13 protein-coding genes are annotated in these 15,342 nt (G+C 44.6%); 9 read left to right on the forward strand and 4 right to left on the reverse strand.

Features of this window, described 5'->3' with window-relative positions:
- Positions 1–4 precede the first annotated feature (4 nt).
- Complete coding sequence (locus R8G66_10060) at positions 5–526, reverse strand: DinB family protein (GenBank protein ID MDW3192702.1); 522 nt, start codon at positions 524–526, stop codon at positions 5–7.
- A 56-nt stretch (positions 527–582) separates the two neighbouring features.
- Complete coding sequence (locus R8G66_10065) at positions 583–1,293, reverse strand: YebC/PmpR family DNA-binding transcriptional regulator (protein ID MDW3192703.1); 711 nt, start codon at positions 1,291–1,293, stop codon at positions 583–585.
- Between the two features lie 209 nt (positions 1,294–1,502).
- On the opposite strand from R8G66_10065, the gene R8G66_10070 reads away from it, so the two are divergent.
- Positions 1,503–3,074 (forward strand): glycosyltransferase family 39 protein, encoded by a 1,572-nt coding sequence (locus R8G66_10070; GenBank protein ID MDW3192704.1) that lies wholly within the window; start codon positions 1,503–1,505, stop codon positions 3,072–3,074.
- Positions 3,075–3,141: 67 nt separating this feature from the next.
- Here the strand turns inward: R8G66_10070 and R8G66_10075 are convergent, their stop codons facing one another.
- A complete protein-coding gene (locus R8G66_10075; GenBank protein ID MDW3192705.1) occupies positions 3,142–3,993 on the reverse strand; it encodes an EamA family transporter in 852 nt (283 codons plus the stop codon).
- A complete protein-coding gene (locus R8G66_10080; GenBank protein ID MDW3192706.1) occupies positions 3,990–4,643 on the reverse strand; it encodes an ABC transporter ATP-binding protein in 654 nt (217 codons plus the stop codon). The genes R8G66_10075 and R8G66_10080 overlap by 4 nt, the downstream gene beginning before the upstream one ends.
- A gap of 768 nt (positions 4,644–5,411) precedes the next feature.
- Here R8G66_10080 and R8G66_10085 point away from each other — a divergent pair.
- The 8 genes from R8G66_10085 to ilvA all read left to right on the forward strand — a co-directional run bounded on the left by R8G66_10085 (position 5,412) and on the right by ilvA (position 15,286).
- On the forward strand, positions 5,412–6,326 hold the full coding sequence (locus R8G66_10085; protein MDW3192707.1) for a DUF6263 family protein: 915 nt from the start codon (positions 5,412–5,414) through the stop codon (positions 6,324–6,326).
- Between the two features lie 96 nt (positions 6,327–6,422).
- Positions 6,423–7,634, forward strand: a complete 1,212-nt coding sequence (gene sucC, locus R8G66_10090; GenBank protein MDW3192708.1) for an ADP-forming succinate--CoA ligase subunit beta — start codon at positions 6,423–6,425, stop codon at positions 7,632–7,634.
- Between the two features lie 312 nt (positions 7,635–7,946).
- The gene (gene ilvE / locus R8G66_10095) at positions 7,947–8,837 is read left to right on the forward strand and encodes a branched-chain-amino-acid transaminase (protein MDW3192709.1); all 891 of its coding nucleotides are present in this window, start codon (positions 7,947–7,949) and stop codon (positions 8,835–8,837) included.
- A 16-nt stretch (positions 8,838–8,853) separates the two neighbouring features.
- Positions 8,854–10,530 carry a dihydroxy-acid dehydratase gene (ilvD, locus tag R8G66_10100; protein MDW3192710.1) on the forward strand — a complete coding sequence of 559 codons (1,677 nt, stop codon included), beginning with the start codon at positions 8,854–8,856 and terminating at the stop codon, positions 10,528–10,530.
- A gap of 1 nt (position 10,531) precedes the next feature.
- Positions 10,532–12,265, forward strand: coding sequence for a biosynthetic-type acetolactate synthase large subunit (gene ilvB / locus R8G66_10105; GenBank protein ID MDW3192711.1), 1,734 nt, complete (start codon positions 10,532–10,534; stop codon positions 12,263–12,265).
- A 6-nt stretch (positions 12,266–12,271) separates the two neighbouring features.
- The gene (ilvN, locus tag R8G66_10110) at positions 12,272–12,865 is read left to right on the forward strand and encodes an acetolactate synthase small subunit (protein ID MDW3192712.1); all 594 of its coding nucleotides are present in this window, start codon (positions 12,272–12,274) and stop codon (positions 12,863–12,865) included.
- Between the two features lie 29 nt (positions 12,866–12,894).
- The gene (ilvC, locus tag R8G66_10115) at positions 12,895–13,941 is read left to right on the forward strand and encodes a ketol-acid reductoisomerase (GenBank protein ID MDW3192713.1); all 1,047 of its coding nucleotides are present in this window, start codon (positions 12,895–12,897) and stop codon (positions 13,939–13,941) included.
- A gap of 76 nt (positions 13,942–14,017) precedes the next feature.
- The gene (gene ilvA / locus R8G66_10120) at positions 14,018–15,286 is read left to right on the forward strand and encodes a threonine ammonia-lyase IlvA (protein MDW3192714.1); all 1,269 of its coding nucleotides are present in this window, start codon (positions 14,018–14,020) and stop codon (positions 15,284–15,286) included.
- Positions 15,287–15,342 lie beyond the last annotated feature (56 nt).

Raw genomic sequence — 15,342 nt, forward strand, 5'->3', positions numbered from 1 at the left:
TTTTTTACTCCTGCAACACCCTCAGATACTCCACCCAAGGGCCACAATCCTCTTTCATTTGTTTCGCCATCACACGAGAGATCTGATAGATATGGCCTAGGTCATGGGTGGACCAGGTGCTGAGGTGCCAGGATAGCTTTACTTCTCCGAAATGTGGATGAATACCTGTCTTCTCGAAATCAGCAGGCTGAAGGTCAAAGGACCGCAATTTCTTTAAATTATTCGCTCTGAGTTCCGCAAATTCGTCCAGCAATTCATGCATTGATTTTCCAGCACTTTCCTTTTCCTGGGCAAATCGATCAAAAGGCACAAAATGCTTATCGTCAGCAAAAAGTATGATCTTGGTTCTAGGCACCCAATCGGTGCGTTCACCATGATTAAGGTGTCCTAAAATGTCAAAGGGACTCCACGTTCCTTCACCTTCACTAGCATGAAGCAACTGTTCAGGCATATTACCTAACCACGCCTTAAGCGTAGCTGGTGTTTGCTCCAGAATGGTAATCGTACGGTTGAGATCAAACGCCATGATTAGAATTTAATCCCCCTTTGCTTAAGGGGGTGGCCGAAGGCCTGGGGATTTAATTAAGCAATATTCGTGTAAACCGCCTGCACATCATCGTCCTCCTCGATCTTGTCCAGCATCTTCTCAATCTCCTCCATTTGTTCTTCATTGAACTCAACCGGGGTTGTCGGATACCTTCGCAAACCAGACTTCTTGATCTCGATTTCTTTGTCTTCTATCGCCTTGGACAAAGAGCCATAGTCAGTATAGTCGGCATATGCATACACCATGCCTTCATTCTCTTCAATCTCTTCCAGACCTCCGTCAATCAGTTCAAGTTCAAGTTCTTCCAGGTCCATTTCATCCGTCTTTTCGAACTCAAAAACCGCCTTTCGATTGAACATGAATTCTAGCGATCCCGACGGCACAAAAGCACCACCAGATTTACTGAAATATGATTTCACATTGGCGACTGTCCGGTTGTTATTATCCGTAGTGCATTCCACAAAGACCAGTACACCATGAGGGCCTTTTCCTTCGAAAGTTACCTCTTGCAAATCGTCAGCATCTTTACCGATGGCACGTTTGATCGCATTGTCGATGTTGTCTTTCGGCATGTTCTCTGCCTTGGCATTCTGAATAGCCGTCCGCAACTTGGCGTTCATTTCAGGATCACCCCCACCATCTCTGGCAGCTACCTGGATGGCTTTTGCCAGTTTTGGAAATATTTTGGACATTTTGTCCCATCGCTTTTCTTTCGCTGCGCGTCGATATTCAAATGCTCTTCCCATATTGGAATCGGTATGTTCTTAGTTCAGGCTTCAAATTTATTGAGCTAATCAATTTTTCCCCAACTTTTTAGGAGACAATCCGCATCTCTTTGTGGACATGCAAGTCCTGTACTCCTCGCAAGCCTATACACTGCCCACGCCCAGGTCTATTTTGAAATTGCATTCCTTCGAGTACCCGACAGGATCAATCCCGCATTACTTTTGCAGCCATGCTGCAACGCTCCAACCCGCGCCATCTGGCATTGTGGATCATAGGGATATCTACCCTATTCAGGCTATACCTTGCCGCCTTTACTGGGTTAAGCGTAGGTGAATCCTATTATTGGCGAGGAGCCCAATTCTTGCAACTTTCCTATTTTGATCAACCGCCTCTCTTCTTGTGGCTAAGTGGTATCACTATCCGACTATTGGACATTTCCAATTTCGCCTTACGTCTTCCGGCGGTTTTATTATTTTCGGGCACTTCCTACCTACTTTATCAAATAGGTGCAAGATTATTTAACCCTAAAGTGGGCCTGGTAGCCTTGATTCTCCTCAACATCAGTTTTGTATTCACCATACCAGTAGCCTCATGGTTCCAACCAGATGCCCCCCTGATGTTCTTCTGGCTGATGACCACCTGGGGGTTGATTCAGGTCTTTTTCCCCAAGGAGCCAAATGGCTCATCTTTCAAGTGGTGGATATTCATCGGAGTTGCTTTGGGGTTCACCACACTCAGTAAGTACCATGCACTTTTCCTCATGGCGAGCACTTTTTTGTTTGTCGTGATCAATCCTGGTCAACGCAGGTGGTTAAAGCATCCTGGACCTTATTTAGCTTTGCTGATCACAGCCATTATGCTCACACCTGTTTTACTTTGGAACGCCGAGCATCAATGGGTTTCCTTCAATTTTCAGGGATCCAGAGCTGGCGGATATCAGGTGGATTTCACCAGACTCATTCGCAGTATTGTTGGCCAGATGGCCTGGATAGCCCCTTGGATCTGGTTTCCATTGATCATCGTCCTTTTTAAAACCGTCCGGAGTACTGAACCGAGTCAAAAGGAATCATTCCTATTTTGGTTGGCCATCTTACCCATTGTCTTTTTCACCTTCATCGCGCCCTTCGCAAGGATCGGATTTCATTTCCATTGGCAAGCACCAGGATACCTTATTGCATTCCTTTTATTAGGAAATGCTGTAGCCAAAAACCTGGAAAATAACCAGCGGAGTACCAGAAAATGGCTCCGTTCATCGATTGCCATCACTTTGGTCTTTACGCTGCTACTCACTGTCCATATGACCACTGGGTTTTGGAGCGCGTTCGGTCCAAAACTGGTTGGAGAACAATTTGGCAACACCACGGATCCAACCATGGAAGGAGTCGATTTTACGGATATCAGAAAACGTTTTGAGCAGGAAGGCTGGCTCAAAAATGACAACCTGTTTGTCGCTACCGAGAAATGGTGGCAAACCGGAAAAATTGACTGGCCGCTTCGAGGCGAAAAAGATGTACTCATCTTTCACCCTGACCCAAGAAACCACGCTTATTTTTTCGAGCCTAAGGCGTGGTTAGGTAAGGATGCCATCTATGTGCGTTACAAAAAAGAAGATAGGCCTCCCTCCTCTCATGTTGTTCCATTTTTTGAATCCATCAAGCAACTACCCGATCTACCAGTCATTCGCTATAGCAAAACAGAACTGGTCATGGAGGTATTCTACTGTAAAGGATTCAAGATCCCGGCACAAGCACGTTGGGATCTGCCGATCTATCGAAGGTTATTAGATCAGGAGCCTTTTTGAGCAGCCTTCGAGCACCTCAGGTTGCTCAAGATAATTGTCAAACAAGGTAGTCTCAAGTACTCGAAGACTACCCAGCAATTTTCTTCTTAAACACTACATTGGCAATCACCCCAACAACGACCAGGGCCATTCCCATATAGGTTGCAATATTGAAAGTCTCATCAAATAGAAAAAAGCCAAACAATAAAGCATAGATCAAACCGACGTAATTGAGGATAGATACTTTCGATACTTCTTCATGCTGATAGGATTTGGTCATGAAGAACTGCGCTATTTGTGTAAGTATCCCCACCCCTAACAGCATCAACCAGTCCCAACCTACAGGTGTGACCCAAACGAAATAAGACCATACTGCACCTATAGGTAGCAAAACCAAAGGAAAGTACAATATGATCACCAGTGGGTGTTCTGTGGTGTTAAGTTTTCGCACAAAATTGTAAGCCAATCCCATGAAAAAGGAAGTTGCAATACCAATCCCTAAATGGAGGTACGAAATCCGAACATCAAAACCTTGCACGACCATCACACCCACGAAACTGATGGCAAAAAAGACCCATTGCCAGGGATTTACTTTTTCCTTCACAATAAAAACCCCCAATACAGTAGTAAATATTGGAGCCAAATATTGCAACGTAGCAGCAGTTGCTAGCGGAATGGCATGTAACAGGTAGAAATATAAAATAAGCGCCACAGAACCAGTAACACCCCGGGCAATCAACACGGGTTTATTATTCCCCCAAATGGACACTTTCTGTTTCTTCAGGAAATAGAAGCTGATCGCCAGGGAAACAATAGCCCGAAAAAAGATAATTTCAATCGCAGGAATGTGAGGTATGGCTTTCACGAATACCTTCATCAAAGCGAAGGTGAACGTGGCATAAAGCATGTAACGAACTCCAGGAGTCAGGACTTGATTCATGCGAGCATCAATCCGTCTTTGATCTCAATTTTACGATCGGTCATCCCTGCCAACTCCTGATTGTGCGTCACTATTACAAAAGTCTGATCCAATTTGTCCCGCAATTCAAAAAAGAGATCGTGAAGCTCTGAAGCATTCTTTGAATCCAGGTTCCCAGTAGGTTCATCTGCAAAAACAATGGATGGATTATTGATCAAAGCACGTGCCACAGAAACACGTTGTTGTTCCCCTCCGGAAAGCTCAGAAGGTTTGTGATCCATGCGATCTTTCAACCCCAGCAAAACCAGTAGTTCTTTCGCTCGATTTTCTACCTCAGTATCTTTTCTGTTACCGATGTAGCCGGGAATAGCCACATTCTCAAAGGCCGTGAATTCCGGCAATAAATTATGGAACTGAAAGATGAAACCGATCTCTGCATTACGGAAAGCCGCCAGTTTCTTGGGGTTCATGGCAGTCACCTGCTCATTTTTGAGGGTCACATTTCCCTGGTCTGCCGTATCCAGCGTGCCTAAGATATGAAGTAGGGTACTCTTACCGGCACCAGAAGCACCAACGATACTTACTACCTCCTTTTGATGGATTTCAAGATCAATCCCCTTCAGTACCTGAAGAGCTCCGTATGATTTGTGGATATTAGACGCCTTGAGCATGGCTGCAAACATAGTTCTTGCCACCATGATTCTTATTCATTTCATTACAATACTTTGACACCATTGCCTCAGGAATTCGAAAATTACATTGGTTTGTTACAATTATGACGCAAAATGAGCATATCGCTCCCTCAAAGACTTTTACCCAATTATTCCTACGAAGATTACGTGCTTTGGGAAGGCTAATGGGAAGTAATTGACGGAATTGCCAATGCTATTACACCTATGCCCGTACCCAGGTATCAGCAATTAAGCAATAATTTATCTACGGAGTTTACAATTGGAATGCAAAAAGAACCTTTTGAGTTTTGCAAGGTCTATCAACCCATTAATTTACTGATAAATGAAAATACGGTCGTTCATCCCGATTTACTAATTGTTTACAAACCGATCACAAAACAATACCTGGACTTTCCTCCAACACTCGTCGTGGAAATTTTATCTCCTTCTACCAGGTAAAAAGACCTCATCACGAAATTCGACCTCTATCAACATTTTGGCATCAAATACTACGTGATTGTTGATCCGGATCTGATCAAATTACCACTTATAAATTAGACTCGGACGGGAAATACCAGGAGGTCTTGGATACAAATCCCATATTTGAATTACCCGATGGGTGTTCTATCCAACCCAATTTGAATGCAATCTGATAAACCTGAAAGAACACTCAATTCAACCGTCAATTGCACGTTTCTTGGTCAATCCATCGTTTCCCTCTAGTATTGCTTTATAAAGATTAAGCCCAAGTGCTTTAACTCAATGAAAATGAAAAAAACTACAAGCTATTTCGCAGCATTGTTGCTGTTCATTTCAGCCATTCAGGCACAGCAAAAATTACAACTCAACTTAAAAGCAGGAGAATCTTACAAACAGGTAACTTTCAATGATGCTTCCATTACGCAGGAGATCATGGGACAGTCGATGGAGATCAACCTGGCAGTTAATAGTAGTATGATATTCAAAGTGGTCAATGCCAATCGGGATGATTACGATATGGAAGTATCATTCGAGAGCATGAAGTTGTCCATGGGATCCATGCAAGCCACCATGGAATTTGATTCTGAAAACCCAGAAGAAGGTGATGCATTCTCTCAGATCATGTCTGGTGTGATTGGAAAATCCTTCAACATTAAAATGTCCAAATCTGGCAAAGTATTAGAGCTTTCAGGCATTGAAGCCATGTGGGAAGCTGCCTTCTCTGATCAAAACATTTCTGCTGCAGAAAAAGCTCAAATCATGACACAACTCAACCAAACCTATGGTAGTGAGGCTGTCAAAGGCAACATTGAAATGGTTTCCGCCATCTTCCCGGAGCAAAAAGTAAGCAAAGGAGATCAATGGACCAATGAAGTGAATATCAACTCTGGTATGAAAGGGATTGCCGAGACTACTTATACGTATGAGGGCAAACAAGGAGATCAATATCAGATCACTGGCTCAGGAACGATCGTCACTTCAGAAGAAGGAGCAACCATCAATACCAATGGCATGGAATTAACCATGGACCTGAAAGGCACCATGGAATCAGCTATTTCAGTAGATGCCGGCACTGGCTGGATTGTTCAGGCTACGATCAATCAAAAAATTGACGGTGCTGCGAATATGGCTGGCAATGCGCAAATGCCAAACGGCCTTTCTATCCCAATGAAAATTCGGAATGAAATGAGCATTACGAACTGATAGCGCATTCTGGATGTAATTTGATCCAATCATAAAATAAGACCCTTGAAAAAGCTGGTGCGATAGACTAATTTCGCACCAAATTTTAACAGCAACATGAACATCCACGAATACCAGGCAAAAGAGATCCTGAAAAGTTACGGTGTTACCATCCAGAATGGGATCGTAGCAGACACCCCACAAAAGGCACTTGAGGCTGCCAAGGAACTGAACGCACAAACCGGAACAAGCTGGTATGTGGTGAAGGCTCAAATCCATGCGGGAGGCCGTGGGAAAGGAAAAGTTCAGGAAACTGGCTCTAATGGTGTTGTTTTGGCCAAAAGCCTGGAAGAAGTTGAACCTAAAGCAGAAGGCATTCTAGGCGGAACTTTGGTAACACACCAAACTGGCGCTGCTGGTAAAAAAGTAAATAAGGTATTGATCGCCGAGGATGTTTATTATCCTGGAGAGTCAGACCCAAAAGAATATTATCTTTCTATCCTGCTGGATCGTGGAACCGGTCAAAATGTGATCATGGCTTCTACCGAAGGCGGAATGGATATCGAGACAGTTGCCGAAGAAACCCCTGAAAAGATCATCAAAGAATGGGTGGATCCAGGTGTAGGGCTCCAAGGATTCCAGGCGCGTAAAGTTGCTTTTGCGCTGGGTCTGACAGGCGATGCTTTCAAAGGCATGGTGAAATTCATCTACTCCTTATATAAGGCGTACGTAGCAACGGATGCTTCTCAGTTTGAGATCAATCCAGTGTTGAAAACTTCAGACAACAAGATCCTGGCCGTAGATGCCAAGGTAAATCTGGATGACAATGCCCTTTACCGTCACAAGGATTTGGTGGAATTGAGAGACATCACCGAAGAAGATCCTTTGGAAGTAGAAGCTGGGCAATCTGGTTTGAACTATGTGAAACTTGATGGAAATGTAGGCTGTATGGTGAATGGTGCCGGACTGGCGATGGCGACCATGGACATCATCAAACTTTCAGGTGGCGAACCAGCCAACTTCCTGGATGTAGGAGGAGGAGCAAATGCCAAAACCGTAGAAGCAGGTTTCCGAATCATTTTGAGAGATCCTAATGTAAAAGCCATCCTGATCAACATCTTCGGTGGTATCGTTCGTTGCGACCGAGTGGCTACTGGTGTAGTAGAAGCTTACAAAAACATTGGCAACATTGAAGTACCGATCATTGTAAGACTTCAGGGAACCAACGCCGAGGAAGGTGCTAAAATCATTGAAGAATCAGGATTGGAAGTGACTTCAGCGATCGTATTGAAAGACGCAGCTGAAAAAGTCAAAGAAGTTCTGGCTTAATCGAATATGCTACTTTATCAATCGATTAGGTCGATTGATGGGGCTGCATTAACATAATCGTAAAATACACCACTAAAACCGGCAGAAATTTGCCGGTTTTTTAATTTTCAAAAAAAAATAATCAAAATCTTTTTTGATTGCCATTGACTCTTTTACATTTGAGCCGAAATATGAAATTATTTACTGAAAATATTATTGTGACCATTATTATTCTAGTCGTGGGTGTCAAACCCTCGGGATGGTAACAATGTATATCAGATGAAATACAGAACGCCATCCCCAAAAAGGATGGCGTTTTTTATGTACCATAATATGTACTACACAGACGATACCATAGTTTTCTTCGACGGCAATTGGATCAAAGCCAGAGATGCCAAAACAAGCCTTTTTGATCAGGCATTGCATTACGGCACAGGCGTACTGGAGGGTATAAGATCATACCGAAGCGAAGGATCGTTCAAAATCTTTAAAGCACACTCGCATTTCGAAAGGCTGCATCGTTCTGCACAGAAAATGCACTTGAAGCTTCCCTATTCTTCTGAAGAACTCACCCAGATCGCATATGATCTTTTGGAAAAGAACAATCTGACAGATGCATATATCCGCCCGTTGGTGTATGCAGGTCAGGACATGATGCTAAAGCCAACTGACGAAGTACATGTATTCATGGCAGCATGGCAATGGTCCAAATACAATGGATTGAAGCCTCTGGAAGTCATGGTATCGGAATACCGTAAACCAAGCGCTAAAGCCATTCCTATCGAAGCGAAGGTGGTGGGCAACTACTCCTCGGCAACACTGGTGTCAGCTCAGGCCAGGCATCTGGGCTATGATGAAGCACTTTTGCTGGATGCCAATGGGAATGTCGCTGAAGGGCCGGTAAGCAACTTCTTCTATGAAAAAGACAATGTGCTGTATACACCCAAAAAAGGGAATATACTCCCGGGTATTACACGAGAATACCTGATCGATCTGTGCAAAGAGCTTGACATTCGGGTCGTCGAAAAAGACATTGAAGTTGAAGAATTATACGATGCAGATCAAGCATTTTTCTGTGGTACAGCTTCTGAGATCAGTAAGATCCACTCTATCAATGGTGAAGTGATGCGAGGCAACTGGGAGGATTCAGCTTCCTACAACCTGCACTTCATCTACCAGCAACGTGTTCGATTCGATGAATTTGAAGGACTTCCAATCCTTTAATATCCACTAAACATAAATGTCAACAGAACTTAACCCATTCAGTAAGATCATCACTCAGGATGTCAGTCAACCTGCGTCGCAAGCGCAGCTCTACGCCACCGGACTGACTGAAGAGGATATGAAAAAAGGCCAGGTAGGTATTGTAAGCACTGGCTTTGAAGGTAATCCCTGCAACATGCACCTGAACGTCTTGGCACATCAGGTAAAAAAAGGAGTCCGTGAAGCAGATCTGGTTGGTCTCATTTTCCATACCATTGGTGTTAGCGATGGTATTTCTAATGGTACTACCGGCATGAAATACTCACTCATGTCCAGGGATATCATTGCCGATTCCATCGAAACCGTATGTAATGCCCAATTCTATGATGCTCTGGTTACAGTCGTAGGATGTGACAAAAACATGCCTGGTGCACTCATGGCCATGGGTCGGCTCAACCGACCGAGTCTGATGGTTTATGGAGGAACCGTGAAACCGGGTAAGTGGAAAAATGAAGATCTGAATATCGTATCTGCTTTTGAAGCTTACGGGAAAAAACTAGCGGGTACGATTGAAGATGAAGATTATAAAGGCATCATTCAAAATGCCATTCCTGGTCCTGGCGCCTGCGGAGGCATGTATACGGCCAATACCATGTCTTCAGCCATTGAAGCCATGGGAATGAGCATGCCTTTTAGTTCCTCTAATCCTGCTGAAAGTAAGGACAAGCAAACCGAAAGTGTTTCCGTAGGTCAGGCCATCAAAAACCTGATGGAGAAGAACTTACGACCTAAGGACATCATGACTAAGGCCGCATTTGAAAATGCAATCAAAGTGATCATGGTTACCGGAGGAAGTACAAATGCCGTATTGCACCTCATTGCCATGGCAAAGGCAGTTAATGTGGACATTACACTGGATGACTTTCAGCGCATCAGTGATGAAACCCCTTTCATTGCTAATCTGAAGCCTAGCGGCGAATACTTGATGGAAGACCTGCATCTGGTCGGTGGTACCCCTGCAGTCATGAAGTACATGCTCAAAGAGAACTACCTGGATGGAAGTTGCATGACCGTAACAGGAAAAACACTGGAAGAAAATCTGGCGGCTGCTCCTGAATTAAAAGCCGGACAAAACGTGATCCTGACTTTTGACAAGCCGATCAAAAAAACAGGGCACTTACAGATTCTATATGGCAATCTGGCTCCTGAAGGTTCTGTAGCTAAAATCACGGGAAAAGAAGGAGAATACTTTGAAGGCCCTGCACGCATCTATGATGACGAGTTCGAGGCAATAGAGGGAATCGGTAAAGAAGTACAAAAAGGGGAAGTCATTGTCATTCGTCAGTCTGGCCCAAAAGGAGCTCCGGGCATGCCGGAAATGCTCAAGCCTACCAGCGCCGTAATGGGTGCCGGACTTGGAAAAGATGTGGCTTTGATAACCGATGGACGCTTTTCTGGGGGATCTCATGGGTTTGTCGTGGGACACATAACCCCAGAGTCTCAAGAAGGAGGACCGCTGGCCTTGCTTAAAGATGGTGACATCATCTCTATCGATGCAGTCAAAAACGAAATGAATGTAAAACTCACCGATGCGGAATGGGCGGTACGTAAAGCAGCATGGAAACAGCCTCCTTACAAAGGTGAGAAAGGAATATTGAGAAAATACATCAAGTCTGTGGCCTCGGCTTCAGAAGGATGTGTAACCGACGAGTAGCATGAACACTTCAACCTTATCGATCGAACAAAAGAAGATGGTAGAGAAAAGAAAAATGACGGGATCTGAGGCAGTGCTACAATCGCTGTTGGAAGAAGGTGTAGAGACAATCTTTGGGTATCCCGGTGGTGCCATCATGCCTATTTACGACGAGCTTTACAAATTTCAGGACCGACTTACGCACATGCTCACTCGCCACGAGCAGGGAGCAGCGCATGCCGCTCAGGGATTTGCCCGAGTCAGTGGAAGAACTGGGGTATGCTTTGCTACCTCTGGTCCAGGGGCTACTAACCTGATCACTGGGATTGCGGATGCACAGATCGATTCTACACCGATCGTCTGTATCACAGGCCAGGTGCCGTCTCACTTGTTAGGTACAGATGCATTTCAGGAAACAGATGTGATCGGAATCTCCATGCCAGTCACAAAATGGAATTATCAGGTAACCAAACCAGAAGAAATTCCATGGGCGATTGCCCGAGCGTTTTACATTGCCAATTCCGGGAGACCTGGACCAGTTCTGATCGACATCACGAAAGACGCGCAGTTTGGAGAGATGGAATATAGCTACAAAAAGTGCGAGAAGATCCGTAGCTACCACCCCTACCCGATCCTGAAGGAAGATAAAGTTGCTGAAGCCGCTGCGTTGATCAATGAAGCCAAAAAGCCTTTCTTATTGATCGGACAAGGTGTATTGATCTCAGGTGCTCAGGAAGAGCTAAAGACCTTCATGGAAAAAACCGGCATTCCTGCAGCAAGTACTCTAATGGGACTTTCTGCAGTGCCAGTGGATCATCCACAATATGTCGGGTATCTCGGTATGCATGGCAATTATGGTCCTAACATCAAGACCAATGAATGTGATCTGCTGATTGCTGTAGGCATGCGATTCGATGACCGTGTAACCGGAGACTTGAACAAGTATGCCAAGCAGGCAAAAGTCATACACATCGAAATCGACCCGGCAGAGATTGATAAGAATGTGAAAACAGATGTAGCCATCAATGCAGATGCAAAAGCTGCCCTTCACGGTTTGATTCCTTTAGTGGAGCAAAGACAGCATACCGATTGGATTGCTGAGTTTAAAGCATGTGACGAAAAAGAAACTGAAAAGGTCATCACCAATGAGCTTTTCCCGACGACAGATGAAATCAAAATGGGAGAAGTGATCCGATTACTTTCAGAGAAATCTGAAGGTAAGGCTATCGTTGTTACCGACGTAGGACAGCACCAAATGGTGACTAGCCGCTATTACGAGTTCAAAGACACGCGGACCAATGTTACTTCCGGAGGATTGGGCACCATGGGCTTTGCTTTGCCTGCCGCTTTAGGAGCAAAAACGGGACAACCTGATAAGCAGGTAGTAGCCGTCATTGGCGACGGAGGCTTCCAAATGACCATTCAGGAATTGGCGACGATCTTCCAATATCAAATTGGAGTCAAAGTGCTCATCCTCAATAACAATTTCCTTGGAATGGTGCGTCAGTGGCAGCAATTATTCTTTGACAAAAGGTATTCCTCCACAGAGCTGGTCAACCCTGACTTTCAGCTGATTGCTCAAGGGTATGGTATTGCTTGCAACAAAGTTGAGGCACGTGATGACTTATCCGGAGCCATGGATGATTTCTTGAACCATGAAGGCCCTTACTTACTCGAAGTAGTGGTAGAAAAAGAAGAAAATGTATTCCCAATGGTGCCTTCCGGGGCATCTGTTTCTGAGATCCGATTGTCCTAAATCCCCATGAGTAACTTAATATACAGCGAAAGTAGCGACGAACAGCAAATCAAAGATTACACGCTATCCGTCCTGACGGAGGACAAATCCGGTCTTCTCAATCACATTACGATCATCTTCACCAGAAGGAAGATCAACATTGTTAGTCTCAATGTTTCTGTCACTGAGGTTCCTGGTTTGAGTCGATTCAGCATCGTCATTACCAGCACCAGAGATCAGGCCGAAAAGGTCGTAAAGCAGATCAGAAAACTCATAGATGTATTGGGAGCCTTCGTCTACGAAGATGACGAGATCTACTATCAGGAGATCGCATTGTACAAGGTACCTACGGACATTTTCCTCAATGGTAACACCATTGAAAACCTGGTCAGGAACAGTGGCGCGCGAATCCTCGTGATCGAAAAAGATCACATAGTAATTGAAAAAACGGGGCATAAAGAAGAAACCCATCGATTATACAAAGAATTGGAGCCTTATGGCTTGTTGGAGTTTGTCAGATCTGGTCGAGTGGCCATCTCAAAATCCAAACGTAAGACAGAGGCCTTCATCAAGGAACTGGAGGAGACCAGATCCAATCAATTAAGCATTAAAGATTATTAAACAGTTTTTGTAAACACATTTTTAGAAAAATGGCACAGATTAATTTCGGAGGTACGGAAGAAACAGTTGTTACCCGTGAGGAATTCCCGCTTGAAAAAGCCAGGGAAGTACTGAAAGATGAAACCATCGCAATCTTAGGATACGGTGTTCAGGGTCCAGGTCAGGCACTTAACCTGAGAGACAATGGCTTCAATGTGATTGTGGGGCAGCGGAAAGATTCCAAAACCTGGGACAAGGCATTAGCCGATGGTTGGGTTGAAGGAGAAACACTCTTTGAGTTGGAAGAAGCAGCCGAGCGTGGAACGGTACTTCAGTATTTACTCTCCGATGCAGGTCAAATTGCTCTATGGCCGATGGTCAAGAGCAAACTGAAGCCAGGGGATGCATTATACTTCTCACATGGATTTGGCGTGACCTATAAGGATCAAACCAGCATTGTTCCGCCAGAAGATGTAGATGTGATCCTGGTAGCACCAAAAGGCTCAGGAACTTCCTTACGTCGACTTTTCGTAGCTGGCAAAGGTTTGAACTCTAGCTTCGCCATTCACCAGGATGCGACTGGCAAAGCTCGCGATAGAGTAATTGCATTAGGTATCGGAGTAGGATCTGGTTACTTATTCGAAACCAATTTCCAAAAAGAAGTTTACTCGGACCTTACCGGAGAGCGTGGCAGCCTGATGGGAGCGATTCAGGGACTGTTCGCTGCCCAGTACGACTTGTTAAGAAAAAGAGGACACTCTCCTTCTGAGGCATTCAACGAAACTGTGGAAGAAGCAACACAATCGCTTTATCCTTTAGTCGCTGAAAATGGCATGGACTGGATGTACGCCAACTGCTCTACTACTGCACAACGTGGTGCATTGGATTGGTGGAAGAAATTCAGAGATGCAGTGGCTCCTGTTTTCGAAGAGCTTTACGATAGTGTAGAAACTGGCAATGAGGCCAGAATCACCATCGAGGCGAATCAAAAGGCAGATTACAGAGAGAAACTGGAAGAAGAACTGAAAGAACTTCAGGATTCCGAAATGTGGCAAGCTGGCGCTACAGTGCGCAAGCTCCGTCCTGAAAACGCTTAATTTAAACGCTTAACCCCACCTTTGCCATGCTTAGTTTATCGAAGTGCGCCAAAGGTGGGGAACAAAGCAACATTCCATGGATACCGTCGAATCAGAAGTGTATTTTCCGCAGATCAGTGATGTAAAAGCAGCTTCCAATAAGCTGAAAGATGTCATCAATGACACGCCATTACAACACAGTTTCAACCTGAGTGAACAATTTGATAGTCAGATCTATCTGAAGAGAGAAGACACCCAGGTCGTAAGATCTTATAAGATCCGAGGTGCCTATAACAAGATCACTTCTCTTCCAAAGGAAAGTCTGAAAAAAGGCATTGTTTGTGCCAGTGCAGGTAACCATGCACAAGGTGTGGCGCTTTCTTGTAAACTTCTACAGGTGAAAGGAAAGATCTTTATGCCTGCTCCTACCCCTAAACAGAAAGTACAACAAGTCAAGATGTTTGGGAAAGACATGGTTGAAGTGATCCTTACCGGAGATACTTTTGATGATGCATATAAGGCCGCCATGGCGATCTGTGATCAGGAAGAAGCTACCTTCATCCATCCGTTCGATGATGAAAAGGTAATCGAAGGACAAGCCACAGTTGGTCTCGAAATCCTGGACCAAAGTAAGTTCCACATTGATTATTTGTTTCTACCTGTAGGTGGAGGTGGGCTTTCTGCTGGTGTATCCAGCATCGTGAAGTTGATGAGCCCGAAAACCAAAATCATTGGTGTGGAACCCCTGAATGCTCCGGCCATGTACCGGTCTTTTGAAGCCAAAGAAGTTGTTGAGCTGGACAAGATCGATAAATTCGTGGACGGTGCGGCAGTCAAGAAAGTCGGCGATAAAACCTTCCCTATCTGCTACGAACATCTGAATGAAGTGCGACTAGTAGACGAAGGAAAGGTATGCTCTACGCTGATTCAGATGTACAGCGAAAGCGGTATCGTGTTGGAGCCGGCCGGTTGTTTGTCGGTGGCTGTTCTGGATGATTTCAAAGAAGAGATCAAAGGCAAATCGGTAGTCTGTTTACTTTCAGGGAGTAACAACGACATTACACGTACAGAAGAGATTCGCGAGCGGTCATTACTCTATGAAAAGCTGATGCACTATTTCATCATCCGCTTTCCTCAAAGAGCAGGTGCGCTGAAAGAATTCGTAGCTGACGTGCTTGGCCCCAATGACGACATCATCCATTTCGAATACACCAAGAAAACGAGTCGGGAAAAAGGTCCTGCATTGATCGGAATTGAACTCAAGAATAGCAGAGATTTTGAGCCGTTACTGAAAAGGATGCATGAACGTAATTTTTTCGGCGAATACCTCAATGAACAACCCGATTTGATGAATTATTTGGTTTAAAAACGCATAGGCAATCTTTCTATAGCTTTCTGCGTTACACTACATTCAACCTAGAC

Source organism: Cytophagales bacterium (assembly GCA_033344775.1).
In the GTDB taxonomy this organism is placed as follows: domain Bacteria; phylum Bacteroidota; class Bacteroidia; order Cytophagales; family Cyclobacteriaceae; genus JAWPMT01.

Excerpts from the sequence above, each read along its gene's own strand:
- R8G66_10060 (MDW3192702.1), bottom strand. The coding sequence starts at position 526 with ATGGCGTTTGATCTCAACCGTACGATTACCATTCTGGAGCAAACACCA.
- R8G66_10065 (MDW3192703.1), bottom strand. The coding sequence starts at position 1,293 with ATGGGAAGAGCATTTGAATATCGACGCGCAGCGAAAGAAAAGCGATGG.
- R8G66_10070 (MDW3192704.1), top strand. The coding sequence starts at position 1,503 with ATGCTGCAACGCTCCAACCCGCGCCATCTGGCATTGTGGATCATAGGG.
- R8G66_10075 (MDW3192705.1), bottom strand. The coding sequence starts at position 3,993 with ATGAATCAAGTCCTGACTCCTGGAGTTCGTTACATGCTTTATGCCACG.
- R8G66_10080 (MDW3192706.1), bottom strand. The coding sequence starts at position 4,643 with ATGCTCAAGGCGTCTAATATCCACAAATCATACGGAGCTCTTCAGGTA.
- R8G66_10085 (MDW3192707.1), top strand. The coding sequence starts at position 5,412 with ATGAAAAAAACTACAAGCTATTTCGCAGCATTGTTGCTGTTCATTTCA.
- sucC (MDW3192708.1), top strand. The coding sequence starts at position 6,423 with ATGAACATCCACGAATACCAGGCAAAAGAGATCCTGAAAAGTTACGGT.
- ilvE (MDW3192709.1), top strand. The coding sequence starts at position 7,947 with ATGTACTACACAGACGATACCATAGTTTTCTTCGACGGCAATTGGATC.
- ilvD (MDW3192710.1), top strand. The coding sequence starts at position 8,854 with ATGTCAACAGAACTTAACCCATTCAGTAAGATCATCACTCAGGATGTC.
- ilvB (MDW3192711.1), top strand. The coding sequence starts at position 10,532 with ATGAACACTTCAACCTTATCGATCGAACAAAAGAAGATGGTAGAGAAA.
- ilvN (MDW3192712.1), top strand. The coding sequence starts at position 12,272 with ATGAGTAACTTAATATACAGCGAAAGTAGCGACGAACAGCAAATCAAA.
- ilvC (MDW3192713.1), top strand. The coding sequence starts at position 12,895 with ATGGCACAGATTAATTTCGGAGGTACGGAAGAAACAGTTGTTACCCGT.
- ilvA (MDW3192714.1), top strand. The coding sequence starts at position 14,018 with ATGGATACCGTCGAATCAGAAGTGTATTTTCCGCAGATCAGTGATGTA.